25 protein-coding genes and 1 pseudogene are annotated in these 23,912 nt (G+C 72.7%); 7 read left to right on the plus strand and 19 right to left on the minus strand.

Annotated elements, in window-relative coordinates:
• The 3 genes and pseudogenes from LCD35_RS23850 to LCD35_RS23860 all read right to left on the minus strand — a co-directional run.
• A pseudogene (locus LCD35_RS23850) lies at positions 1–325 on the minus strand (hypothetical protein); the annotation flags it as partial.
• A 56-nt stretch (positions 326–381) separates the two neighbouring features.
• Positions 382–567 (minus strand): DUF397 domain-containing protein, encoded by a 186-nt coding sequence (locus LCD35_RS23855; RefSeq protein ID WP_224956563.1) that lies wholly within the window; start codon positions 565–567, stop codon positions 382–384.
• Positions 568–583: 16 nt separating this feature from the next.
• Entirely contained in the window at positions 584–1,438 is an 855-nt protein-coding gene (locus tag LCD35_RS23860) for a helix-turn-helix transcriptional regulator (protein WP_224956564.1), read from the minus strand.
• Positions 1,439–1,584: 146 nt separating this feature from the next.
• Here LCD35_RS23860 and LCD35_RS23865 point away from each other — a divergent pair, with 146 nt between their 5' ends.
• From LCD35_RS23865 to LCD35_RS23890, 6 genes are all read left to right on the plus strand, one after another.
• Complete coding sequence (locus tag LCD35_RS23865; RefSeq protein ID WP_224978003.1) at positions 1,585–1,797, plus strand: hypothetical protein; 213 nt, start codon at positions 1,585–1,587, stop codon at positions 1,795–1,797.
• Between the two features lie 158 nt (positions 1,798–1,955).
• Complete coding sequence (locus LCD35_RS23870; protein ID WP_225044931.1) at positions 1,956–2,882, plus strand: DUF6346 domain-containing protein; 927 nt, start codon at positions 1,956–1,958, stop codon at positions 2,880–2,882.
• A 400-nt stretch (positions 2,883–3,282) separates the two neighbouring features.
• Positions 3,283–3,696, plus strand: a complete 414-nt coding sequence (locus tag LCD35_RS23875) for a YbaB/EbfC family nucleoid-associated protein (protein ID WP_225044933.1) — start codon at positions 3,283–3,285, stop codon at positions 3,694–3,696.
• 18 nt (positions 3,697–3,714) lie between these two features.
• Entirely contained in the window at positions 3,715–4,014 is a 300-nt protein-coding gene (locus LCD35_RS23880) for a type VII secretion target (protein ID WP_225044935.1), read from the plus strand.
• Positions 4,011–5,267 (plus strand): WXG100 family type VII secretion target, encoded by a 1,257-nt coding sequence (locus LCD35_RS23885; protein WP_225044937.1) that lies wholly within the window; start codon positions 4,011–4,013, stop codon positions 5,265–5,267. The genes LCD35_RS23880 and LCD35_RS23885 overlap by 4 nt, the downstream gene beginning before the upstream one ends.
• Before the next feature lie 250 nt (positions 5,268–5,517).
• On the plus strand, positions 5,518–5,856 hold the full coding sequence (locus LCD35_RS23890; protein ID WP_225044938.1) for a hypothetical protein: 339 nt from the start codon (positions 5,518–5,520) through the stop codon (positions 5,854–5,856).
• Between the two features lie 103 nt (positions 5,857–5,959).
• Here the strand turns inward: LCD35_RS23890 and pyrF are convergent, their stop codons facing one another.
• The 7 genes from pyrF to pyrR are packed head-to-tail and all read right to left on the minus strand — an operon-like array spanning position 5,960 to position 14,608.
• A complete protein-coding gene (gene pyrF, locus LCD35_RS23895; protein WP_225044940.1) occupies positions 5,960–6,805 on the minus strand; it encodes an orotidine-5'-phosphate decarboxylase in 846 nt (281 codons plus the stop codon).
• On the minus strand, positions 6,802–10,125 hold the full coding sequence (gene carB, locus LCD35_RS23900) for a carbamoyl-phosphate synthase large subunit (RefSeq protein WP_224956575.1): 3,324 nt from the start codon (positions 10,123–10,125) through the stop codon (positions 6,802–6,804). The genes pyrF and carB overlap by 4 nt, the downstream gene beginning before the upstream one ends.
• A complete protein-coding gene (gene carA / locus LCD35_RS23905) occupies positions 10,125–11,246 on the minus strand; it encodes a glutamine-hydrolyzing carbamoyl-phosphate synthase small subunit (protein ID WP_225044941.1) in 1,122 nt (373 codons plus the stop codon). The genes carB and carA overlap by 1 nt, the downstream gene beginning before the upstream one ends.
• Positions 11,243–11,776 (minus strand): transporter, encoded by a 534-nt coding sequence (locus LCD35_RS23910; RefSeq protein ID WP_224956577.1) that lies wholly within the window; start codon positions 11,774–11,776, stop codon positions 11,243–11,245. Before LCD35_RS23910 ends, carA begins: the two co-directional genes overlap by 4 nt.
• On the minus strand, positions 11,776–13,074 hold the full coding sequence (locus tag LCD35_RS23915) for a dihydroorotase (protein WP_225044942.1): 1,299 nt from the start codon (positions 13,072–13,074) through the stop codon (positions 11,776–11,778). The genes LCD35_RS23910 and LCD35_RS23915 overlap by 1 nt, the downstream gene beginning before the upstream one ends.
• The gene (locus tag LCD35_RS23920) at positions 13,071–14,003 is read right to left on the minus strand and encodes an aspartate carbamoyltransferase catalytic subunit (RefSeq protein WP_225044943.1); all 933 of its coding nucleotides are present in this window, start codon (positions 14,001–14,003) and stop codon (positions 13,071–13,073) included. The genes LCD35_RS23915 and LCD35_RS23920 overlap by 4 nt, the downstream gene beginning before the upstream one ends.
• Positions 14,003–14,608, minus strand: coding sequence for a bifunctional pyr operon transcriptional regulator/uracil phosphoribosyltransferase PyrR (gene pyrR, locus LCD35_RS23925; protein WP_224956582.1), 606 nt, complete (start codon positions 14,606–14,608; stop codon positions 14,003–14,005). The genes LCD35_RS23920 and pyrR overlap by 1 nt, the downstream gene beginning before the upstream one ends.
• Positions 14,609–14,925: 317 nt before the next feature.
• On the opposite strand from pyrR, the gene LCD35_RS23930 reads away from it, so the two are divergent.
• Positions 14,926–15,414 (plus strand): transcriptional regulator, encoded by a 489-nt coding sequence (locus LCD35_RS23930; RefSeq protein WP_009943043.1) that lies wholly within the window; start codon positions 14,926–14,928, stop codon positions 15,412–15,414.
• A 143-nt stretch (positions 15,415–15,557) separates the two neighbouring features.
• Here the strand turns inward: LCD35_RS23930 and nusB are convergent, their stop codons facing one another.
• The 9 genes from nusB to LCD35_RS23975 all read right to left on the minus strand — a co-directional run bounded on the left by nusB (position 15,558) and on the right by LCD35_RS23975 (position 23,709).
• Positions 15,558–16,037, minus strand: coding sequence for a transcription antitermination factor NusB (nusB, locus tag LCD35_RS23935; RefSeq protein WP_224956583.1), 480 nt, complete (start codon positions 16,035–16,037; stop codon positions 15,558–15,560).
• A 90-nt stretch (positions 16,038–16,127) separates the two neighbouring features.
• Complete coding sequence (gene efp / locus LCD35_RS23940) at positions 16,128–16,694, minus strand: elongation factor P (protein ID WP_224956584.1); 567 nt, start codon at positions 16,692–16,694, stop codon at positions 16,128–16,130.
• Between the two features lie 93 nt (positions 16,695–16,787).
• A complete protein-coding gene (locus LCD35_RS23945; RefSeq protein ID WP_224956585.1) occupies positions 16,788–17,897 on the minus strand; it encodes a Xaa-Pro peptidase family protein in 1,110 nt (369 codons plus the stop codon).
• Positions 17,898–18,006: 109 nt separating this feature from the next.
• Positions 18,007–19,509 (minus strand): beta-xylosidase, encoded by a 1,503-nt coding sequence (locus LCD35_RS23950; RefSeq protein WP_225044944.1) that lies wholly within the window; start codon positions 19,507–19,509, stop codon positions 18,007–18,009.
• 115 nt (positions 19,510–19,624) lie between these two features.
• A complete protein-coding gene (gene aroQ, locus LCD35_RS23955; protein ID WP_224956587.1) occupies positions 19,625–20,065 on the minus strand; it encodes a type II 3-dehydroquinate dehydratase in 441 nt (146 codons plus the stop codon).
• Positions 20,062–21,174: a 3-dehydroquinate synthase gene (aroB, locus tag LCD35_RS23960; protein WP_224956588.1), complete on the minus strand. Its 1,113-nt coding sequence runs from the start codon at positions 21,172–21,174 to the stop codon at positions 20,062–20,064. The genes aroQ and aroB overlap by 4 nt, the downstream gene beginning before the upstream one ends.
• Positions 21,175–21,251: 77 nt before the next feature.
• Entirely contained in the window at positions 21,252–21,797 is a 546-nt protein-coding gene (locus LCD35_RS23965; protein ID WP_224956589.1) for a shikimate kinase, read from the minus strand.
• The gene (gene aroC / locus LCD35_RS23970) at positions 21,797–23,002 is read right to left on the minus strand and encodes a chorismate synthase (RefSeq protein WP_224967212.1); all 1,206 of its coding nucleotides are present in this window, start codon (positions 23,000–23,002) and stop codon (positions 21,797–21,799) included. The genes LCD35_RS23965 and aroC overlap by 1 nt, the downstream gene beginning before the upstream one ends.
• A 53-nt stretch (positions 23,003–23,055) precedes the next feature.
• Positions 23,056–23,709 (minus strand): prepilin peptidase, encoded by a 654-nt coding sequence (locus tag LCD35_RS23975; RefSeq protein ID WP_224956591.1) that lies wholly within the window; start codon positions 23,707–23,709, stop codon positions 23,056–23,058.
• Positions 23,710–23,912: the final 203 nt, after the last annotated feature.

Genomic DNA, 23,912 nt, shown 5'->3' on the forward strand with positions numbered 1-23,912 from the left:
TTCTGGGGGGGGGGGGGGGGGGGGGGGGTTCGGTGTGGTGGTTTCGGTGCGGGGGGGGTGGGCTTCGACGTCGAAGCCCGCGTCGGGCGAAGCGGCGCCGAGGTGCGCTTTCGGCGAAGAACAGCCGCAGGTTCGCCGCTATGTCCCGGTCGCCGAGCCGCCCGGCGAGCGCGAGGCTGCGCCGCAGCGGCCGCACGACGCGGCCGAGGTCGCCTCGTTCCCGGTCCACCCGCCCGAGTTCGAGGCGCACCGAGAGCTCGGCGGCGCCGTCGGATAGCGAACGGGCGGTCGCCATCGCGTCGATGAGGTGCGAACCCGGTTCCACCCCGAGCTGGTAGCCGCGGCCGGGTCTGGGACGAACTTCCGCCCGTTCGGCGGAGATCAGCCGTCGAACCGGTCCGCGCGGAGCGCGTGCAGGAACGCCGACCACGCGGCGGACGACATCCGCAACACGCCGCCGTGGGGGTCCTTGGAGTCGCGGGCGGCGATGGTGTCGTCCAAGTGGGCTATCTCGACGCAGTATTGAACCGAGTTGCTGTAGCTGCTCTTCTGCCAGTGCGATCGCATCGATCTCTCCTGTTCGTCAGCTCCGCCGACGCCACTCGTCGGATTTCCGGTCGATCAGTCGCAACGACTCGTCGGGAGGCAGCGCGATCTTGCGCAGCATTCCTAGTGCTTCTCGCCGCTCCGCGACGATCTGCTTCTCCTCGATGTAGGAGGCACAACCGATGGCCTCCCCGAGGACGAGATCAGCGTGCTCGGCGAATTCCAAGTACAGGAACGGCCCGTCCAGGCCGACGTGCGCCCCAGCGGAGTGCGGCACGATCTGCACGCTCACGTTCGATCGGGTCGCGACGGCCGATACGCGTTCCAACTGCCTGTGCATCGTCTCCGCAGTTCCGGCCTCCCGTTCGAGCACGCTCTGCTCGATCAAGAACTCGAAAGTGCGCTCGCTGTGCAGCTGAGTCTGCCGCGCAGTGCGCTGAGCCAGCAGCTTGTCCAAGTCGTCTTCGATGCCGTGCGGCGCAAGAGCGTGCGCGATGGCCATGACGTACCCGGGCGTCTGCAGCAGTCCCGGGAACAGCATCGTTTCGTAGCTCCGCAAGGTGGTCGCTTCCGCTTCGAAAGATCGGAAGTCGTCCCAGTACTTCTCCAGCGAGCCACTCGGCATGGTCCACCAGTTCGGGCTCGCACCGTTCCGAACCAGCGTCAGCACCTCCTCCCGCTCCCGGCTGGGAACCCGGTACAACCCCAGCAGCGCCGCCACGTCGTCGGTGTTGAGGCCTCGGTGCCCGGATTCCATCCGGCTGATCTTGCTCATCGAGATTCCCAGCGCCTGCGACACCTCCGGCGCGGAAAGTCCGCTGCGCCGCCGCAGATCGCGTAATCTGCTCGCCACTCGGCGCGTCCGCACCGGGACCGCGCTGCTCGTGCTCATGCCACCTCCTGTGCCGTTCGGGAGCAGCTTCTCGGGTTGCCGCCGCGGCAAGCCAGATCCCTCACCCGAAAGATTCATTGCGTGCCAGGGCGGGAAGTTCCGAAGGTGTTCCGCACCAACGGAAATCCGAATCACGGGAGGCACGGATGAGCGAAGCGAAATGGGAGATCACCGCGGCGGGGCGGGCGGAGGCGATCGTGATCACGATGGCCACGCGCGGCATCCACCTCAGCCAGGGCGAGACGCGCGTGGAGGTGGTGAAGGAGCAGCTGGGCGAGCTCTCCGACAAGCTCTACTTCCTGGACATGGCCTTCCAGGGCGACGCCGAGACCGCCGTCGAGGTCCTCTGCGCCCGCTGATCCACCAGGTGAATGGCCCACCCGCCCAAGCGGACTGGGCGAATGGGCCATTCACCTGCGGGGGCCGCGCAGTCGAGGAGCCGCGCGGTCGAGGGAGCGGCGTGCGGGCGCGTGCTAGGTTCGGCGCCGCAACGGCCTCTGGGGGAACAGGACTGGACGTGCGACCTTCCGACGACATGCTGCCCGGGCACGGCGAACCGGCCGCTCCGCGCGAGGAACGCGAGGCGCCGGAGCGCTCGCCGGGACGCAGGGCCGGCGGCATCGCCGCGCAGCTCGCGGTGCGGCTGCTGGTGCTGCTCGTGTTCGCCACCGTCATGGGCGCCACCGGCATCACCGGCACCGACGGCACGCCCACCGAGCGCGGCACCGCGCTGGCCACCGGCTGCGCGCGGGTCGGGCCGATCAGCGCGTCGGGTCTCGGCTGGTGGTGGCGCTGCGAGGCGACGATCCGCTGGGACGACGGCCGCACCGAGCAGCGCACCTTCAAGTACTCCGACCTCACCCCGGACAACACCACGACCCCCGCACCGGTCGAACGCCGCGAGCTCGACAACCGGGGCAGCAACGTGGTGGTCGCATCGGCGGGTGAGTGGGCGCCGCTGGGCTGGGCGCTGTTCGCACCGCTGCTGGGGCTCGCGCTGCTCGGCGTTCACCTGCCCTCCCGGGACGCGGAACGGCGCAGGCGCGCCCGGCTGGGGATCTGGCCGCCCGCGCTGCTCGCCGCCGGGTGGTGGCTGGTCCTCGCGGGCGGGCTCGGCAGCGGTCGGCTCGACCTGCTCGGCTGGGTCCCGGTCGTGGTGGTCGTGGCCGGGCACGCGTTCCTCGCCGTCGGCGCCGGGTTCGCCCTCGCGCGGCGGCGGCACGGCTATCCCGACGTAGAGCCGCCGGTGCCGGTCGGCGGACGGCTCGCCCGCGCGAATCTGCTGCTGGTGCTGGGCATCCTCGGTCTCGGCGCGGCGCTGCTCAGCGGCCAAGCCCCGCTCGGCGTCCTCGCCCTCGCCGCCCTGCCGGTCGTCGCGCTCGGCTTCGGCGTCCGCAGCCGCCTGGTCGCCGGACGCCTCCGCGCCCTGCACCCCGCGGCCTGAGGCGCATGAGGACCGGGCCGGTGAACGGCTCGGTTCGCCCACCCCCAGCCGACGAACCGGCCGCTCACCGCGCGGCTCCCGACCGGCGGACGGACCACAGTGCCGGTCGCTGCGCTCCAGTGCACCACCCGCCGCGCACACGTTCCGCACACGTTCCGCACGACCCCGCGTTGACCTCGGCGCGCTGCGGGATGTTGGATGGGCGCCGAGCGCTGGGGGCGCTCGTGCCGGTGGGTTCGCTCTCCTCCCGGGGGAGCTCTGGGGTTCCGGTGTGCGCGGTGCACGCGCGTGGAACCGTCCGGGCGCCGCGATCGTCGATCGTGGTGCCGACGGGTCGTACCCGGCCGGCGCGAGGCGCGCACCTGGCGCCGCGACAGGCACGACACCGGGGGTTTTCCGCATGGCAGAGCAAACACCGCAGCAGTTCCTCGACTCGCTGCAGGACCGCGCCGACGAGATGGTGCGCCAGTCCCAGCAGCTGCAGGAACAGCTCGGTTCCCTCACCGAGACCGCCACCGAAGGCGGCGTCTCGGTCACCGTCGGCTCCAACGGCGCCCTGCAGGGCCTGGACTTCGACCGGAATTCGATGCAGCGCGGCCCGGCCGAGCTGCGCGACACCATCCTGCGGCTCGCCGCCCAAGCCCAGGGCGCCGTCGCGCACCGGGTCGCGCAGACCGTGGAGCCGTTCGCGGGCGCGTCGGCGATGGAATTCCTGCGAACCCAGCTCCCGGCGGAACCGGACGGGTCCGCCGCGAGTCGGAACGACGATCCGGCCTTCGACGAGGACGAACCGCCGCAGACCTACCTGCGGTGATCACTGGGGAGTGAGTTCATGTTCAAAGTGACACCGGACCGGCTGTCCACGCACGCGCAGTGGCTGGCCGGTCTCGCCGACGACATCGCCGCCGCCGGGCAGAAGGGCGCCGGGGTCTCGTTCGGCGTCGACAGCTTCGGGCTGGTCGGGCAGGCGTTCTCCGGGCAGGCCCGGCAGACCTCGCAGCGGGCCGCCGAGGAGATCGGCAAGTTCGCCGACCTCACCCGGGACCTCGGCGAACGCGTCGAGGCGACCGCCGCCGACTACCGGGACACCGACGTCCGCAACTCCGAGCAGCTCGGGCAGGTGGAGGTATGACCGGCATGCTCACCGACATGGGGTCCGACACCTCGACCGCGGGCGCGGGCATCTTCGACTCGGCGCGCGCCACCTGGAACGCGTTCGAGAGCGAGGACTGGGGCGAGTTCGCGGCCAGCGGCGGGATCCTCGCGCTGGACGGGCTGATCACCGCCATCGACCCGATCGGCTCGGTGCTCGCCGCCGGGGTCGGCTGGTTGATGGAGCACCTGACGCCGCTGCGCGAAGCGCTCGACTTCCTCGCCGGCGACCCGAACGCCATCAAGGAGGGCGCCGACACCTGGCAGCAGGTGAAGACCGACCTGGAGCAGCTGGCCGCCGACATCCCCGGCCAGGTCCAGTCCGGCTGCGCCGACTGGCAGGGCAAGGCGTGCGACACCTACCAGCAGCGCGCCGGGGAGTTCGCCGAGGGCGTCCAGGCCATGGCGATCAGCGCGGGCACCGCGTCCGGCGCGATGGCCACCGCGGGCACCATGGTCGCCACCTGCCGCGGCCTGGTGCGGGACATCATCGCCGCCGTCGTCGCCGAACTCATCAAGGGCGCGCTGGCCGCGCTCGCCGGGTCCGTCGTCAGCTTCGGGGCGACCGTCGCGGGCTACCTCGGCTACGCGGCCGGGCGGGTCGGCATGACCCTGTCGAAGATCGCGACGAAGGTGAGCGAACTGCTCGCCAAGCTCGGCAAGGCCGGGACGCACCTGGCCAAGGCCTTGGAGAGCATGGCGGAGGCGGGCGCGAAGGTCGGTTCCAAGCTCACCGCGGGCGGGTTGTCGGCGTTCCCGACCTCGCCGGGGCTCGGCGGCGCCGCGACCGCCGCCGGGCAGGCCACCTCCCGCGGCGCGGACGCCCTGGGCTCCACCGCGAGCGCGGTCGGCCGCGGCGGCGACGCGCTCGGCAGCGCCGGGGCGCGCACCGCGGACGCGGCCACCGGGCTCGGCAAGAGCGCCGAGCAGCTCGGCGGGCGCGGGGCCGGACTGATGGGCAACGCCGACGACCTGGGCCGGGCCGCCGAACGCACCACCCAGTCCGCTGTGGACAGGGCGACGGCATGGCCGGAAGGCGGCGGCATCAACGGCGCCGCCGCCCGCGACACCGCGGAAACCGTCTCCGACGTGCGCACCCCGGAGAGCGCCGCGGCCCGCGGCCTCCTCGGCGAGGAGCAGTACTACCAGCAGAACTACGACGGGGACGACGGCAAGGACTACAGCCTCTCCGGCACCATCCCGTCCGCGGAGGACCACTTCCCGACCACCTGACCCGTCACTGCCAGTTCTCGCTGCTTCTGCCGCGTGGTGCTCGGGTGGCGGAACCTCAGCGGTTTCGCCGCTGACAGGACACCGACACGACCCGCCGGGCGGGTTCAGCGACGGGCGGTCAGGTGAATGGCCCATTCGACCAGGCTCATCGGGTGAATGGGCCATTCACCTGCTTCGGTACCCGATCGTCGGCGGGACTTCACCGATTTCGCGGTATGCGGCGCTCCCACCTGCCAGGACTCTGGATCGGGTGTCCGCGATCGAGCGCCGCACCGACCCGACCTCCCTGGCCCTGCGCGGCTTGTCCGAGCACGAGTGCGCGCGGTTCCGGAACCGCAACCTGCGCCAGCCCGGCCGCGGGCGACGGGTCCACCGCGTCGAGCTGCGGGACTGGTACGGCGGGCTGAAGTTCCCCGCACCCGCGTGCCACCAGCCGCTGGACAGCCGCGCCCTGGCCGGGGACTCGACCGCGGTCACCGATCCGGTCGACTGCGCCCGCTGCCTGGCGGGGAACCCGGACCCGTTCACCCCCCTCGTCGCCCTCGACGGCGGCCAGCTCCACCTCGCCCTCGAACCCGGAGACGCGTGAACCGAGCCCGCCTTCGTCGTCCCGGCCGAGAAGACACCCCGCACATGAACGGCCCGTCCGACCAGACCGGTCGAACGGGCCGTTCAGCTGGCGGAAGACCGCGTCACGCCTCCAGCAGGACTCCGAGTTCGTCGCGGACCCGGCGGGCCGCCGAGCGGAGGTCGGCCACGGACGGGCCGTGGCCGAGCACGTCGCGGGCCGTGGCGGGCAGCACCGAGGGCAGCGCCGCGCCGAAGGTGGCGCGCAGGCCCTGCACGGTGGCGCCCTGGGCTCCCAGGCCGGGAGCCAGGATCGGCCCGTTCAAGCGGGAGAAGTCCAGCTCCCCCGGCTTGATCGTCGCCCCGGCCACCACGCCGACGTAGCCGAACGGATCGGCCCCGGCGTTGTTCTCCGCCGCCGCGTCCACGATGGACTGGGCGACGGTGCGGCCGTCCTCGGCGGTGGAGCGCTGCAACGCCACGCCCTCCGGGTTCGAGGTGCGGGCCAGCACGAACACGCCGCGCCCGGTCTGCTCCGCGATGCCCAGCGCCGGTGCCAGCGAACCGAAACCGAGGTACGGCGACACCGTCAGCGCGTCCGCGGCCAGCGGCGAGTGCTCGTCGAGGTAGGCGTTGGCGTACGCCGTCATCGTCGAACCGATGTCACCGCGCTTGACGTCCAGCAGCACCAGCGCCCCGGCTTCGCGGGACGCGGCGACGACCTTCTCCAGCACCGCCACGCCCGCCGAGCCGTAGACCTCGAAGAACGCCGACTGCGGTTTGAGCACCGCGACCTCACCGGCCAGCGCCTCCACCGCGGTCATCGCGAACCGCTCCAACGCCGCCGGGCTCTCCTCCAAGCCCCAGGCGTGCAGCAGCGCCGGGTGCGGGTCGATGCCCACGCACAGCGCGCCGCGCGCCGCGACCGCGTCCGCGAGCCGCCGCCCGAAACCGGCCCGGACGGCCGTCACCGCAGCTCACCGCTCTTGCGCAGCGCCGCCTGCAGCGCCTGCAGCGGCCGCACGCCGATGTCGCCGTTGATGACCGCCTCAATGCCCTGCACCGCCGCCGAAGCGCCCTGCACGGTGGTGATGCACGGGATGTCCCGGGACACCGCCGCGGTGCGGATCTCGTAGCCGTCGACCCGCGGGCCCGGGTTGCCGTACGGGGTGTTGACCACCATGTCGATCTCGCCGGCCCGGATCAGGTCGATGACGTCGCGCTCACCGTCCTGCTTGGACTCGTTGTGCTTGCGCACCTCCTTCGCCGGAATCCCGTTGCGCCGCAACACCTCCGTGGTGCCCGAGGTCGCGAGAACCTCGAACCCGAGGTCGGCGAGGCGCTTCACCGGGAACACCAGCGAACGCTTGTCCTTGTTGGCGACCGACACGAACACGGTGCCCGAGGTCGGCAGCGAACCGTACGAGGCGGTCTGGGACTTCGCGAACGCCTGCCCGAAGGAGACGTCGATGCCCATCACCTCACCGGTCGACTTCATCTCCGGCCCCAGCAGCGAGTCCACGCCGTGGCCCTCCGGGGTGCGGAAGCGGTGGAACGGCAGCACCGCTTCCTTCACCGCCACCGGCGCGTCGATCGGCAGGTCCGCACCGTCCCCGGTGGACGGGAGCAGGCCCTCGGCCCGCAGGTCGGCGATGCTCGCGCCCAGCATGATCCGGGACGCGGCCTTCGCCAGCGGCGCCGCCGTCGCCTTCGACACGAACGGCACGGTGCGCGAGGCCCGCGGGTTCGCCTCCAGCACGTACAGCACGTCGTCCTTCAACGCGTACTGCACGTTGAGCAGGCCGAGCACGCCGATGCCCTTCGCGATGGCCTTCGTCGACTCGCGGACCTGCTCGATGTCCTGGCGTCCCAACGTGATCGGCGGCAGCGCGCACGCCGAGTCGCCGGAGTGGATGCCGGCCTCCTCGATGTGCTCCATCACGCCGCCGAGGTACACCTCGTCGCCGTCGCACAGCGCGTCCACGTCGATCTCGATGGCGTCGTCGAGGAAGTTGTCCACCAGCACCGGGTGCTCCGGGGTGACCTCGGTGGCGCGGGCGATGTAGTTCTCCAGCGACGCCTCGTCGTAGACGATCTCCATGCCGCGGCCGCCGAGCACGTACGACGGACGCACCAGCACCGGGTAGCCGATCTCGTCGGCGATGCGCTTGGCCGCGTCGAACGAGGTCGCCATGCCGTACTTCGGGGCGGGCAGCCCGGCCTTGCGCAGCACGTCGCCGAACGCGCCGCGCTCCTCCGCGAGGTGGATCGCCTCCGGCGGGGTGCCCACGATCGGCACGCCCGCGTCGGCGAGCCGCTGCGCCAGGCCCAGCGGCGTCTGCCCGCCCAGCTGCACGATCACGCCCGCGACCTCGCCGGACGCGCGTTCGGACTCGACGACCTCCAGCACGTCCTCGAACGTCAGCGGCTCGAAGTACAGCCGGTCCGCGGTGTCGTAGTCGGTGGACACCGTCTCCGGGTTGCAGTTGACCATCACGGTCTCGAACCCGGCGTCGCGCAGCGAGGTCGCCGCGTGCACGCAGGAGTAGTCGAACTCGATGCCCTGGCCGATGCGGTTCGGCCCCGACCCGAGGATGATCACCTTGGGGCGTTCCCGCTGCTCGACGACCTCGGACTCGGCGCCGGGGTCCAGCTCGTAGGCCGAGTAGTGGTACGGGGTGCGGGCCGCGAACTCGGCCGCGCAGGTGTCCACCGTCTTGTACACCGGCCGCACGTCCAGCCGGTGCCGTAGCGACCGCACACCGTCCTCATCGGACAGTTCGGGGCGCAGCGCGGCGATCTGGCGGTCGGACAGCCCGGAGCGCTTCGCCAGCCGCAGCAGGTCCGCGTCCAGCACCGGCGCCGCGATCAGCTGCTCGCGCAGCTCCACCAGCGCGGCGACCTGGTCCACGAACCACGGGTCGATGCCCGAGGCCTCGTGCACCTGCGCCACGGTGGCGCCCAGCCGCAGCGCGCGCTCCACGGTGTAGAGCCGCCCGTCGTGCGCGATCCGCAGATCGTCCAGAGTGGACTCCAGGGTCGCGCCCTCCGGGTCGCCCTTCGTCCAGAACCCGATCCGCGAGGTCTCCATCGAGCGCAGCGCCTTGCCCAGCGCCTCCTGGAAGGAACGACCCAGCGACATCGCCTCGCCGACGCTCTTCATCGTCGTCGTCAGCAGCGGGTCGGCGCCCGGGAACTTCTCGAACGCGAACCGCGGCACCTTGACGACCACGTAGTCCAGCGTCGGCTCGAAGCTCGCCGGGGTCTCGCCGGTGATGTCGTTGCGGATCTCGTCGAGCGTGTAGCCGATCGCCAGCTTCGCCGCGATCTTCGCGATCGGGAAACCGGTCGCCTTCGATGCCAGCGCCGAGGAGCGCGACACCCGCGGGTTCATCTCGATCACGACCATGCGCCCGGTCTCCGGGTGGATCGCGAACTGGATGTTGCAGCCGCCGGTCTCCACGCCCACCGCGCGCAGCACGTCGATGCCGACGTTGCGCATCTTCTGGTACTCGCGGTCGGTCAGCGTCATCGCCGGGGCCACCGTCACCGAGTCACCGGTGTGCACGCCCATCGGGTCGATGTTCTCGATGGAGCAGATGACCACCACGTTGTCCGCGTGGTCGCGCATCAGCTCCAGCTCGTACTCCTTCCAGCCGAGCACGCTCTCCTCGATGAGCACCTCGTGCACCGGGGACTCGGTGAGGCCCAGCGAGGCCATCCGCTCCAGGTCCTCGTGCGTGTGCGCCATGCCGGAGCCCAGGCCGCCCATCGTGAAGCTGGGGCGGATCACCACGGGCAGCGAGTGCTCGCGGACGAACTCGCGGACCTCGTCCATCGACTTGCACACGGCGCTCTCCGGCGCGTCGCCGCCGATGGAGCGCACGATGTCCTTGAACCGCTGCCGGTCCTCACCGCGCTCGATGGCCTCGATGTCGGCGCCGATCAGCTCCACGCCGTACTTCTCCAGCACGCCGCGCTCGTCCAGCGCCATCGCCGTGTTCAGCGCGGTCTGGCCGCCGAGGGTCGCCAGCAGCGCGTCGGGGCGCTCGGCCGCGATGACCTTCTCCACGAACTCCGGGGTGATCGGTTCCACGTAGGTGGCGTCCGCGAACTCCGGGTCGGTCATGATCGTCGCCGGGTTGGAGTTGACCAGGCTGACCCGCAGCCCCTCCTCCCGCAGCACCCGGCACGCCTGCGTGCCCGAGTAGTCGAATTCGCAGGCCTGCCCGATGACGATCGGCCCGGAGCCGATCACCATCACGTGCTCGATATCAGTGCGCTTCGCCATCAGCGGGCCTCGCTCATCATGCTGGTGAACTCGTCGAACAGGGGCGCGGCGTCGTGCGGACCGGCCGCCGCCTCCGGGTGGTACTGGACGCTGAACGCGGGTCCGTCGAGCAGCCGCAGGCCCTCGACCGTCCCGTCGTTCGGGCAGTAATGGCTGATCTTCGCGGCGCCGAAGTCGGTGCCGAACCGCTCGCCAGCCTCGCCCTCAACCGCGAAACCGTGGTTCTGCGCGGTGATCGCGACCTTGCCGGTGTCCACGTCGATCACCGGGATGTTGATGCCGCGGTGGCCGTAGCGCATCTTGTACGTCCCGCGGCCGAGCGCGCGGCCCAGCAGCTGGTTGCCGAAGCAGATGCCGAACAGCGGCAGCTTGCGGCCCAGCACCTCGCGGGTGAGCTCCACGGCGTGGTCGGCGGTCGCCGGGTCGCCGGGGCCGTTGGACAGGAACACCCCGTCCGGGTTCACCGCCAGCAGGTCGTCCACTGTGGACGACAGCGGCAGCACGTGCACCTCGATGCCGCGCTGGGCCATCATCCGCGGCGTGTTGGACTTGATGCCCAGGTCCAGCGCCGCGACGGTGAACCGCTTCTCGCCCTCGGCGGCCACCATGTACGGCTCGGCGGTGGTCACGTCACCGGCCAGGTTCGCGCCGGACATCTGCTCGGAGGCCGCGACCTGCGCCACCAGCTCCTCGTCGGAGCCCAGCGCCGCACCGGAGAAGATCCCGGCGCGCATCGCGCCGCGCTCGCGCAGGTGCCGGGTCACCGTGCGGGTGTCCAGGCCGGCGATGCCCACGATGCCCTGCGCGCGCAGCTCCTCGTCCAGCGCGCGGCGGGAGCGCCAGCTCGACGGCACCCGCGCGGGGTCGCGCACGGCGTAGCCCGCGACCCAGATGCGCTGCGATTCGTCGTCCTCGTCGTTCCAGCCGGTGTTGCCGATCTGCGGCGCCGTCTGCACCACGATCTGGCGGTGGTAGGACGGGTCGGTCAGCGTCTCCTGGTAACCGGTCATGGCGGTGGAGAACACCGCCTCGCCGAGCGTTCGGCCCTCCTGGCCGTAGGCGGCGCCGCGGAAGATCCGGCCGTCTTCGAGCACCAGTGCCGCCGGGGTGTGCGCGGTCATGCCTGTCCCTCCGGGTTGTCGTCACGTCCTGCGGCAGGCGCCAATGCCCGCACCGCACCCGCCCACTCGTCCTGAGTGGACTTGTCGTCCGCGCGGAAGCCGGTGTCGATGTCCTGGTCCCCCAGGCGCCAGGTCACCACCAGCAGCCCCGCACCGGGAACGACCTTGTTCGCCAGCTTGTGGTCCACCCGCGCGTCCAGCACGGACTCCGCGGGAATCCACATCGGACTCGCGCCGGTCCGCTCCAGCAGCAGGCCCGAGTCGCGCAGCTTCGCCACCGCGTTCGCGCGGTGCCCGATGTCGCCGACCACGATCCGGTCCTGCCAGTCACCGGCCTTCGTGCTGCCCACGTAGAAGCCGCTCTGGTCGGCCAGCAGCGCGGGCCGCTCGGCCACGTCCGCCGGGGCCGCCGGGAACGCGGCGAACTCCGCGTCCTGGCGCCGCTTGCGGTTCAGCCAGCCGCGGCGCATCCCGAAGTACACCAGCGCCAGCAGCGCCAGCAGCGCCAGCACCCACAGCGTCCGCTCCATCAGCGCCGCACCTCGCCCTCGTGCGCGGTGACCCGGCCGCGCAGCAGCGTCGCGCGCACCCGGCCCGGCAGCTCCATGCCCTCGAAAGGCGTGTTCGCCGTGATGCTGGCCAGTTCCGCGCCGCGCACCGTCCAGCGCGCGTCCGGATCGACCAGCGCCAGGTTCGCCGGTTCGCCCACCGCGATCGGGCGGCCCTGGTCGGCCAGCCCGGCGATCTGCGCGGGCCGCTCGCTGAGCACCCGCGCCACGCCGCGCCAGTCCAGCAGGCCCGGCTCGACCATCGTGCGCGCCACCACGCCCAGCGCGGTCTGCAGGCCGAGCATGCCGGGCTTGGCGGCCGACCACTCGCAGTCCTTGTCCTGCGCGGCGTGCGGCGCGTGGTCGGTGGCCACGCAGTCGACGGTGCCGTCCGCCAGCGCCCGCCGCAGCGCCCGCACGTCCTCGTCGGTGCGCAGCGGCGGGTTCACCTTGTTGACCGGGTCGTAGGTGCTCAGCAGCTCGTCGGTGAGCAGCAGGTGGTGCGGCGTGACCTCCGCCGACACGGTGCCCGCGGACTCGCGCGACTTCCACCAGCGCAGGATCTCCGCGGTGCCCGCCGTGGACACGTGGCAGACGTGCAGCGTGCCGCCGGTGTGCCCGGCCAGCAGGCAGTCCCGCGCCACGATCGACTCCTCCGCCGGAGCCGGCCAGCCCGCCAGGCCCAGCCGGGCCGCGTTCGCGCCCTCGTGGGCCTGCGCGCCGACCGTGAGCCGCGGCTCCTCGGCGTGCTGGGCCACCACCACGCCCAGCGCCTTCGCGTACTCCAGCGCGCGGCGCATCACCAGCGGGTCGTGCACGCACTTGCCGTCGTCGGAGAACACCCGCACCCCGGCCGCCGAGCGCGCCATCGTGCCCAGCTCCGCGAGCTGCTCGCCGCCCAGGCCGACCGTCACCGCGCCCACCGGGTGCACGTCGACCAGGCCGATCTCCAGGCCGCGGCGCCACACGTGCTCCACGATCACCGCGTTGTCGGCCACCGGGTCGGTGTTGGCCATCGCGAACACCGCCGTGTAGCCGCCCAGCGCGGCCGCCACCGAACCGGTCTCGACCGTCTCGGTGTCCTCGCGGCCCGGCTCCCGCAGGTGCGTGTGCAGGTCCACGAAACCGGGCAGCAGCACCCCGCCGCCGCCCCGCACGACCTCGTCGGCCTCGACGCCCAGGTCCGCGCCGATCTCGGCGATGACCTCGCCGTCGACCAGCACGTCCACCGGCGTGCCGTCCCCGTAGGGACGGACTTCCTCGATCAGCACCCGGCTCACGCCGCGATCTCCTCTCCGGCCAGCAGGTGGTAGAGCACCGCCATGCGCACGTGGACCCCGTTGCGGACCTGCTCGGTGATCGCCGCGCGCGGCGAGTCCGCCACCGCCGGGGCGATCTCCATGCCGCGCAGCATCGGGCCGGGGTGCAGCACCACCGCGTGCTCCGGCAGCAGCGCCAGCCGCTTCTCGTTCAGGCCGTAGGCGATCGAGTACTCGCGAGCCGACGGGAAGAACCCGCCGTGCATCCGCTCGGCCTGCACCCGCAGCAGCATCACCGCGTCCAGGCCCGGCAGCACCGGGTCCAGCTCGTGCACGACCTCCGCGCCCCAGTGCTCGATGCCGTGCGGCACCAGCGTCGGCGGCGCCACCAGCACCACCTCGACGCCGAGGGTCCGCAGCAGGTGCACGTTCGACCGCGCGACCCGGCTGTGCAGCAGGTCACCCACGATCGCGATCTTGCGCCCGGCTAGCTCGCCGAGGCGTTCCCGCAGCGTCGCCGCGTCCAGCAGCGCCTGCGTCGGGTGCTCGTGCATCCCGTCGCCCGCGTTCACGACCTGGGTGCCCGCCTCGTCCAGCCAGCCCGCGAGCCGGTGCGCCGCGCCCGAAGCCGGGTGCCGCACGATCACGCAGTCCGCCCCGGCCGCCGAGAGGGTCAGCGCGGTGTCCCGCAGCGACTCGCCCTTGCCGACCGAGGACGCGGAGGCCGACACATTGATCACGTCGGCGCTCATCCACTTGCCGGCGACCTCGAACGACACCCGGGTCCGGGTGGAGTTCTCGTAGAACATGGTCATCACGGTGCGCCCGCGCAACGTGGGCAGCTTGCGCACCTCGCGGCCCAGCAGCGTCTGCTTCAGCGTGCCCGCGGTGTCCAGCACCGCGGTCGCCGTCGCCGCGTCCAGGCCCTCGGTGGACAGCAGGTGCCGCATCACCGCACCTCCTCGCTGCGCCGGATGAACACCGAGTCCGCGTCGTCGACCTCCGCGAGCCGCACCGCGACCTCCTCGCTGCGCGAGGTCGGCACGTTCTTGCCCACGTAGTCCGCGCGGATCGGCAGCTCCCGGTGGCCGCGGTCGACCAGCACCGCCAGCTGCACCGCGCTCGGCCTGCCCTGGTCCCGCAGCGAGTCCAGCGCGGCGCGCACCGTGCGGCCGGAGAACAGCACGTCGTCGACCAGCACCACCAGCGCGCCGTCGATGCCCGCGGGCGGCAGGCTGCTCGGCTCCAGCGGCCGGTTCGGTTGTTTTCGCAGGTCATCTCGGTAGAGCGTGATGTCGAGGGTGCCGGTGGGCACCTCCACCCCGCTGAACTCCGCGATCCGGGCGGCGAGGCGGCGCGCCAGCGGCACGCCCCTGGTCGGGACTCCCAGCAGCACCACCCGCGGGGCCTCGGGCCCCTCCGCGGTGGTGTCCAACGCGGTCTTCTCGATGATCTGATGAGCGATGCGGGCGATCGTGCGCGCAACGTCACCGGCCGAGAGCAGCTCCCGCTGCCCGGCCGGGTCCGTCGCGCCCGCCTGCCGGCGTGACGCCACGGTCTGGCCTCCTTCCCCGCCTCACTGGACGGGTCCTTAAAGGATGGTTGATTCCCCAGTGGACGGGATGCGCGTGCACCCGCCCGCCGGAACGAACTTCGGATCGCCACCAGGTGACCACCGGGTTCGCCTTGTACGCTATCAGCGTCCGCAGGTCAATCGTCCGGGTGGTGTGTGCGTACTCGCCCTGGCGGCATAGGAAGACCAACTTGACCTAGTGACACTTGCGAGCGAACATTACTCTCCGTATCAATCTGAGCTTTCCTCCCCGGCATCCGATCTAGGCTGACGGGGCGAATGAAACGGAGAAACGCCACATGGGCGACTACGCCAAGGCGCTGGGCGGCAAGCTCCGCGCTATCCGCCAGCAGCAGGGTCTCTCGCTGCACGGCGTCGAGCAGAAGTCAGGCGGGCGGTGGAAGGCCGTGGTCGTCGGGTCCTATGAACGTGGCGACCGAGCGGTCACCGTGCAGAAGCTCGCCGAACTGGCCGACTTCTACGGTGTTCCGGTCGCGGAGCTACTCCCGGAGGGTCGGGTGCCCTCCGGCGCCGAACCGGCCACCAAGGTCGTGATCAACCTGGAGCGGTTGCAGCAGCTGCCTGCCGAGAAGGTCGGGCCTCTCGCCCGGTACGCGGCGACCATCCAGAGCCAGCGCGGCGACTACAACGGCAAGGTGCTGTCCATCCGGACCGAGGACCTGCGATCCCTCGCCATCATCTACGACATGACCCCCGGCGAGCTGACCGAACAGCTCATCGACTGGGGCGTCCTGCCGCCCGAGGCACGACCCGCTCGGGAGGAGTGAACTCGCGAATGCGGCTGCTGCGGGCCCGCCCCGGAACCCGGGGACGGGGCCGCAGCCGTCCTGCGCTCGGGCCGGGAAACCGATTTCCGGGTGCGGATGCGACAACGCGGGGACGCACCGGCGCCCCCGCGAAGTTCGGCTGATCAGTTCTGCGCGTCGGACTCGGCGCGCTCCCGCGCCGCGGCCTCGGCGGCCTCCAGGTTGCGGATCGACGTCCGCAGCCGGTCGCTGATCCCGGCGATCCGGCCCAGCACGCCGTTGACGAACCGCGGCGAATCGTCCGTGGACAGCGCCTTCACCAGCTCCACGGCCTCGTCGATGGCGACCGCGGGCGGCACGTCCTCGCTCCACAGCAGCTCGTAGAGGCCCAGCCGCAGCACGGCCCGGTCCACCGCGGGCATCCGGCTCAACGTCCAGCCCTCGGAGTGCTCGACGAGCACGTCGTCGATGCGCTGCCGGTTGCCCGCGACGCCCTCGATGAGCGTCACCGAGTAGTCCGCGACGGGCGCGGCCTCGGGCGCGGCGAGCCGCTCGGACAGCAACGTCACCGCGTCGAGACCGCGCAGGTCGGCCTCGTACAGCACGTCCACCGCGCGTTTGCGGGCCTTGCTCCGTGAGCCCAACTCACAACTCTCTTTCCGGTGTCCCCCGCCCGGCGCGAACCGCGGCCCTGCCGGACGCACCGGCGGGGCCGCGGGCGCGGCGGGAACGAATCACTTGGTGTTGACGCGACCCAGGTAGCGCCCGTCGCGCGGGTCGACCTTGACCTTGTCGCCGGTGTTCAGGAACAGCGGGACCTGGATCTCCGCACCGGTCTCCAGCGTCGCCGGCTTGGTGCCGCCGGTGGAGCGGTCGCCCTGCACACCGGGGTCGGTGTGCGAGACGGAGAGCTCCACCGAGGCGGGCAGCTCCACGTACAGCGGCTCGTCGTCATGGCGAGCGATGACCACGTTGCTGTTCTCCAGCATGTAGTCCGCCGCGTCGCCGACGACCGGGCGCGCCACGGTCACCTGGTCGTAGGTGTCCTGGTCCATGAAGACGAAGTCGGTGCCGTCGTCGTAGAGGTAGGTCATCTCGCGGCGGTCCACGTTCGCCGTCTCGACCTTGACCCCGGCGTTGAAGGTCTTGTCGACGGTCTTGCCGGAGAGCACGTTCTTCAGCGTGGTGCGCACGAAGGCGCCGCCCTTGCCCGGCTTGACGTGCTGGAAGTTGACCACGGACCAGAGCTGGCCGTCGATCTTGAGCACGAGTCCGTTCTTGAGGTCGTTCGTGGATGCCACGTGTCCGGTCTCTCCATGTGATGCGGGCTGCGGTTGACAACTGAGGCGGCGTGCGGCGCCGCCGTAACGTCATCGGCCGCACGCGCACCGCGCTCAGACGGCGACGAGCTCCTTGGTCGTCAAGGTGAGGAGTTCCGGCGTGCTCTCGCGCACGGCCAGGGTGTCCTCGATGCGGACCCCGCCACGCTCCGGCACGTACACGCCGGGTTCGACGGTGACCACCATCCCCTCACGAATCGTACCGTCCCCCCGCTGCGACAACGCCGGTGCCTCATGGATTTCGAGGCCGACGCCGTGGCCGAGGCCGTGCGGGAACCGCTCGCCGCACCCCGCGTCCTCGATCACCTTCCGGGCCGCGCCGTCCACTTCGCGCACGTCCGCGCCGGGGCGCACCGCCTCGCACCCGGCCGCCTGCGCGGTCCGGACCAGCTCGTAGATCTCGCGCTGCCAGTCGGCGGGGGAACCCAGCACCACGGTGCGGGTCATGTCCGAGTGGTAGCCGTCCACCAGGGCGCCGAAGTCCATCTTCACGAAGTCCCCCGCGGCCAGCACCGCCGAAGTGGGCCGGTGGTGCGGGATCGCCGAGTGCGCGCCCGCGGCCACGATCGTCTCGAACGACGGACCGGCGGCGCCGTGCTCGCGCATCCGGGCCTCCAGTTCGCGGGCCACCTCCAGCTCGGTACGACCGGGGCGCAGCCCGCCGTGCTCGATGAGGTCGGCCAGCGCGCGGTCGGCCGCCGCGCACGCCATCCGCAGCGCGTCCACCTCCGCGGCGTCCTTGATCAGGCGGAGCTCCTCCACCAGGCCGGGGGCCCGGACGAGTTCGATCCCCGGGGCGGCCGCGGCGATCACGTCGAGCCCGTCCACGGTGACGTGCCCGCTCTCGAAGCCGGTGCGCCGGTAGCGGGCCGGGTGCTGCGCGAGGTGTTCGGCCAGCACGAGTTCGCTGGGCCGCTCGATGAACCGCTCCAGGTCGGGGACCTGCTCGGCGGACTGGGTTCGGTAGCGGCCGTCGGTGCTGAACGCGGTGGCTCGCTCCGCACCGGGCTCGTCGGCGGCGTGCACCACCAGCGCGGCCTGCGAACCGGTGAACCCGGTCAGGTAGCGGATGTTGAGCAGGTCGGTGACCAGCACCGCGTCCAGCTCCGCTCGGCGGAGCAGGTCGCGCAGGGCTTGGCGGCGGCGGGCGTGCGTCTCGGGCATGCGCACCAGCCTAACCAGACATCGCGCGAGGCCACGCCCGCTTGGCCGAAGGCGCCAGGTGCACGGACCGCCTGCCCCGAGCACCCCTGGCGGACGGCCCGTCGAGGCGTCAGCGGAGGTCGCCGGCCCGGGGCAAGGCGTCCCAGGCGCGCTGGTCCAGGTCGGTCACCGGCGAGTCGTTCGCGGCCGCGCTGTCCGCCAGGATCGTCCAGGCGCGGTCGTGGTCGTCGAGCACGACCAGCTCCCCCGCCGGGGACCGCAGCACCGGTGCGCCGGCGCGGACCACGCCCGCCACCGGCACGTCCTCCAGCGCCGGGACCCGCTCGTCGAGGACGCGGCGCACCATCGTCGCGGCCACCGAGCGGCGCTCCACGCGCACCTTCCGCCCGCCGCGCACCACGTCCACCGTGCGCTCCGGCGACGGCACCCCGAACGCCTCCAGCACGTCGCGGGCGCCCGCCGGGGCGGCGCAGCCGGTCACCCCGATCACGTCGAGCCCGAAGGAGCGCAACGCCGTCGGCGCCGGGTCAGGTTCGGTGGCGCGCAGCAGGTCCACCGGCACCGTGCCGCACGGGTCCTCGGTCGAGGTGGGTGCGTGCCCGTCGTCGCCGCGCACCAGCCCCGGTCCTTCCCGCCACGGCCCGGGCACCAGCAGCGGTGCGTACGGGTGGCGGGTGAAGTCGCGGTCCCAGGAGGTGATCGTGGTGCCCTGCTCGGTCTGGTGGGCGATCAGGAACGCCCGCAGCGCGTCGCTCCACATCCAGTCCGCGCTGAACGCGTCCACCACGGACCGCCGCCGCGCCGCGTCGGTGGTGCCCGCCGGGGTGAAACCGGCCTCGCCGAGCGCCTGCACCCGGTCGGTGAACTCCGGGTCCTTGGCGCGCAGCACGAACTGCCCCGCGCCGTTCCACCCGGCGCCGGACGCGGTGGTGTCGGTGAACATCAGGTAGAACCAGCCGTCCAGGAACAGCGCCGAGGGCTGGCCCGCGCCGTAGTCGTTGGCCCGGTGCACCTCCCCCGACGGCCGCACGATCGACCGGCCGCCCGCCTCCCGCCGCCACGCGCGGCCGTCGCCGCTGCTCGCGACGCCGATGGCGTTGCCGTGGGCGTGCTCGGCGGCGGCCCCCGTGTAGTACAGGTAGTACCGGCCTCCGGTGCGCAGCACCGACGGGTCGCAGGTGTGCTTGCCGTCGAACGCGCCCGGTTCGGCGGTGAACACCGGGACCGCGGGGGCGCCGTCCGCGGAGAACTCCTCGTCCAGGGCACCGGATTCGGCGAACAGCACGTCGTCACCGGGCGGGCCGATCCCGGGCAGCTGGCTGCACCACCAGGCCCGGTGGTGCATGCCTTCGCCCTCCGGTTCGGCCAGCACGCTCGGCGCGTAGTTGTACGGGGCCGGATTCCCGCCGGAGGCCACCACACCGTCGCTGGAGCGTTCGTCCGCGGTGCGCAACGCGCCGCTGCTGAGGCTGCGCTCGACGGGCCGGTCGAACCGGGTCGGCGGGTGCTGCGGCACCGCCTCGGGCAGGGCGCACGCCGCGAGCAGTGCGAGCGCCGCGCCGAGCGGGACCAGCGCGCGCACCCGCCCGGACGGGCGGGATCGTTCGACCATGAGCGGAAAGAGCCTTCCCCCGTGCGATCCCCCGCCCCCGCGCGGGAATCCCGGGCGATCCCGGGCCACCCCAGTTTAGGAGATCGTCTCAACCGCCCGGACCCGAACCGGGCGCTCAGGCCTGGGCGGTGCGCTCCTCCGCGATCCAGCGCAGCGCCAGCGCGTAGCCGCGGACGCCCAGCCCGACGAGCACCCCGGTCGCGATGTCCGACAGGTAGCTGTGCCCGCGGAACGACTCGCGCTTGTGCACGTTCGAGATGTGCACCTCCAGCAGCGGACCCGTCAGCTGCGAGCACGCGTCCCGCACCGCGATCGAGTAGTGCGTCCACGCCGCCGCGTTCAGCACCACCGGGGTGCCCGCGTCGGCCGCCTCGTGCAGCCAGCCGAGCAGCTCGCCCTCGTGGTCGGTCTGCCGCACCTCGACGTCCAGGCCCAGCTCCGCACCGGTGCGCTCGCACAGCGCGACCAGGTCCGCATAGGTCGTGGACCCGTAGATCGCCGGCTCCCGCGTCCCCAGCCGGCCCAGGTTCGGGCCGTTGAGCACCAGGACCTTCACAGGAACACCTCCGACCCGGCCTGCTTGCGCTCGCCGCCGGTCAGCGCCGAGTAGGCGGCCGCCACCAGCGACGGGTCCGGGCCCTCCAGCCTGCCCGGCTTCGCGAGTCCGTCGAGCACCACGAACCGCAGCATCCCGGAGCGGGTCTTCTTGTCCAGCTTCATCGAGTCCAGCAGCTGGCCCAGCGCGTCCGGGTCGTAGGACGTGGGCAGGCCCAGCAGGTCCAGCACCCGCTTGTGCCGGTCCGCGGTCTCGTCGTCGAGCCGGCCCGCCAGCCGCGCCAGCTCCGCGGCGAACACGAGGCCCACGCTGACCGCCGCGCCGTGGCGCCACCGGTAGCGCTCCCGGCGCTCGATGGCGTGCGCGAGGGTGTGGCCGTAGTTGAGGATCTCCCGCTGGTGCGATTCGCGGAGGTCCGCGGCGACCACGTCGGCCTTCACCTGGATGCTGCGGCGCACCAGCTCGCCGAGCACCTCGCCCGTCGGGTCAAGCGCGGCGTCCGGGTCCTGCTCGATCAGCTCCAGGATGCGCGGGTCGGCGATGAAACCGGTCTTGACGACCTCACCCATGCCCGCGATGAGCTCGTTGCGCGGCAGGCTCTCCAGCGTCGCCAGGTCCACCAGCACCGCGGTCGGCTCGTGGAACAGGCCGACGAGGTTCTTGCCCGCCTCGGTGTTGATGCCGGTCTTGCCGCCGACCGCGGCGTCCACCATGCCGAGCAGCGTCGTCGGCACGTGCACCACGCGCACGCCGCGCATCCAGGTGGCGGCGATGAACCCGGCCACGTCGGTGACCGCGCCGCCGCCGAAGGACACCACGACGCCGCCGCGGTCCATGCCGATCTTGCCGAGGACCTCCCAGCAGAACCCGGCGACCGCGAGGCTCTTGCCCTCCTCGGCGTCGGGGATCTCGACCCGGTGCGCGTCGATGCCCGCGTCGGCGAGCTCCTCGCGCACGGCCTCGACGGTCGCGGTGATGCTCGGCTGGTGCAGCAGCGCCACCACCGAGGTCCCGCTCAGCAGCTCGACGAGGTCACCGAGCAGGCCCCGCCCCACGACCACGTCGTAGGGCTGCTCGGATCCGACCCTGATGCGCACCGGCTCGGGCATCGTTCTCCACTCATTCAGTCGCGGCTCGGCACACCGCCGGGACGTCGAGCGCCCCGCGGCGTTTCCCCCGCGATTATTCACGCTTCGGCGGCCGGGTTGGTGCCGCCCGGACGGATCTCGGCGAGCTTCCCGGCGACCAGTTCCGCCAGGCGCCACGGTTCCAGGCCGTCGGTGGGCTGCTCCACGTCGGCGGCCTCCCGGTACAGCGGGAGGCGCGCGTCCAGCAGCGCCTTGAACGTGGCGCGCGGGTTCACCCCGGCCAGCAGCGGGCGGGACGTCTGGGCCAGCCCGGTGCGGCGGGCGCCTTCGGCCAGGCCCACGGTCAGGAACACCACCGGGTGCTCGGCGAGCAGCTTCCGGGTGCGTTCGGAGATCACCGCGCCGCCGCCGAGCGAGAGCACGCCGGGGTGCTCGTCGAGCGCGGTGGCCACGGCCTGCTCCTCCAGCGCGCGGAACGCCGGTTCGCCGTCGGTGGTGAAGATGTCCGGGATCGGTTTGCCCGCCAGCCGCACCACGTCGTCGTCGGTGTCGCGGAACGCCACGCCGAGGTGGTCGGCGAGCAGCCTGCCCACCGTCGTCTTGCCCGACCCCGGCGGGCCGACCACGACGGCGCGCGGCGACATCAGCGCACCTGCCGCTTCTCGGCGCGCTCGGCCAGGGCGGCGAGGTAGCCCTCGACGTTGCGGCGGGTCTCCGGCAGCGAGTCGCCGCCGAACTTCTCCAGCACCGCCTCGGCGAGCACCAGCGCCACCATCGTCTCGGCGACCACGGCTGCCCGCGGCACGGCGGTGATGTCGGAGCGCTGGTGCATGGCCTGCGCCGGTTCGCCGGTGTCGGTGTCCACGGTGGCCAGCGCGCGGGGCAGGCTGGAGATCGGCTTCTTCGCGGCGCGCACCACGAGCGGTTCGCCGTTGGTGATGCCGCCTTCGAGCCCGCCCGCGCGGTTGCTGCCGCGGCTGACCCAGCGGGCGCCGTCGGCCGGGTAGATCTCGTCGTGCGCGGCGCTGCCCCGGCGGGTGGCGTTCGCGAACGCCGCACCGATCTCGACGCCCTTGACCGCCTGGATGCTCATCAGCGCTCCGGCGAGGCGCGCGTCGAGCTTGCGGTCCCAGTGCACGTGCGAGCCGATGCCCGCGGGCAGGCCGTAGGCGATGACCTCGACGACGCCGCCGAGGGTGTCGCCATCGGCCTTCGCGGCGTCGACCTCGGCCATCATCCGCTCGGTCGCGTCGTCGCCGAAGGCGCGCACCGGGTTCTCGTCGATGGCGGCCAGGTCGTCCGGCCCGGGCAGCGTTTCGCCCGCGACGCTGACCGAGCCGAGGCTCACCACGTGGCTGACGATCTCGACACCGAGCAGCTGCTGCAGGAACCGGCGCGCCACGGTGCCCGCGGCGACGCGGGCCGCGGTCTCGCGGGCGCTGGCGCGCTCCAGCACCGGCCGCGATTCCTCGAAGCCGTACTTCTGCATGCCGGGCAGGTCGGCGTGGCCGGGCCGCGGGCGGGTCAGCGGCTCGTTGCGGGCGAGCCCGGAGAGCACGTCCTCGTCCACCGGGTCGGCGGACATGACCTGCTCCCACTTGGGCCATTCGGTGTTGCCGATGCGGACGGCGATCGGGCCGCCCTGGGGGCGCCCGGGGCGGACCCCACCGATGATCTCCAGCTCGTCGGATTCGAAGTTCATCCGCGGGCTGCGGCCGAAGCCGAGCTTGCGCCGCTCCAGCTGGGTCGCGATGTCGGCGGTGGTCACCTCCACTCCGGCGACCATGCCTTCCAGCACCGCCACCAGGGCGGGACCGTGCGATTCTCCGGCTGTCATCCAACGCAACACACCGAAATCCTGCCACGCAACGCCGCAGGCCGGGCGGGCCGGGTGCGGATCGGTCAACCGCTCCCGAAGACCGGGCCGACCGCCGTGACCAGCCAGGCGGGCAGCAGCATCGCCGGGCCGTGCGGCACCGCCGACCGCCGGACCGCGCAGGCGTGCAACGCGGTGAGCACCGCGCTCACCAGCACGCATCCGAGGACCGCGGGCACCGACACCGCGCCGACCAGCGCGCCGAGCGGCCCGGAGAGCTTGAGGTCGCCCGGCCCCAGCGCGGGCGGCGAGAGCATCCGCACCAGGCCGTAGCACCCCGCGAACAGGGCGGCGCCGACGAAGGCCGAGACCAGCATCACGGCGTTCCCGGCGGCGCTCGCGGTCCCGGCCACCGCGGCGAACGCCAGCGGCCAGGCGGGCAGCGTCAGCGCGTCCGGGAGCCGGTGCGCGCGCAGGTCGCAGACCGCGAGCAGGACCCCGGCCCATCCGAGCAGCAGCGGCACCGGCGCCCACCACACCGGTAACGCCCCGCCCACCGCCCGGGCGGCGACCGGTGCCCACAGCAGCGCGGTCCCCGCTTCGCAGCACCACCGCGGCACCGGTATCCCGATGCGCGCGGAGCGCAGCAGGGCGCGGCCGCCCCACCCGGCCACCGCGCCGAGCGCCCCGGCCGCGAAGGCGATGCCGGTGAGGTGGGCGAACCCGCTCGTCAGATCCATGCGCCCAGCGTCGCGCCCGGACGCGGAGAGCTCCGTGCCGACATTCCCCGGTGTGTCGGCGTCCCCCACGACCGGACACGAAAGAGGGGCCCCCCCCCCCCCCCGCGGGGCCCGCCCCCCCCCGGGGGGGGGCCGCCGACGGGGCACCGCGGGTCGCCCGCGGCGCGGGCGCCGGCCCCCCGGGGGGGGGGCCGGGGCGCGGG

The sequence above is a fragment of the Saccharopolyspora sp. 6V genome (assembly GCF_020176785.1).
GTDB classification, from domain to species: Bacteria; Actinomycetota; Actinomycetes; order Mycobacteriales; family Pseudonocardiaceae; genus Saccharopolyspora_C; species Saccharopolyspora_C gregorii.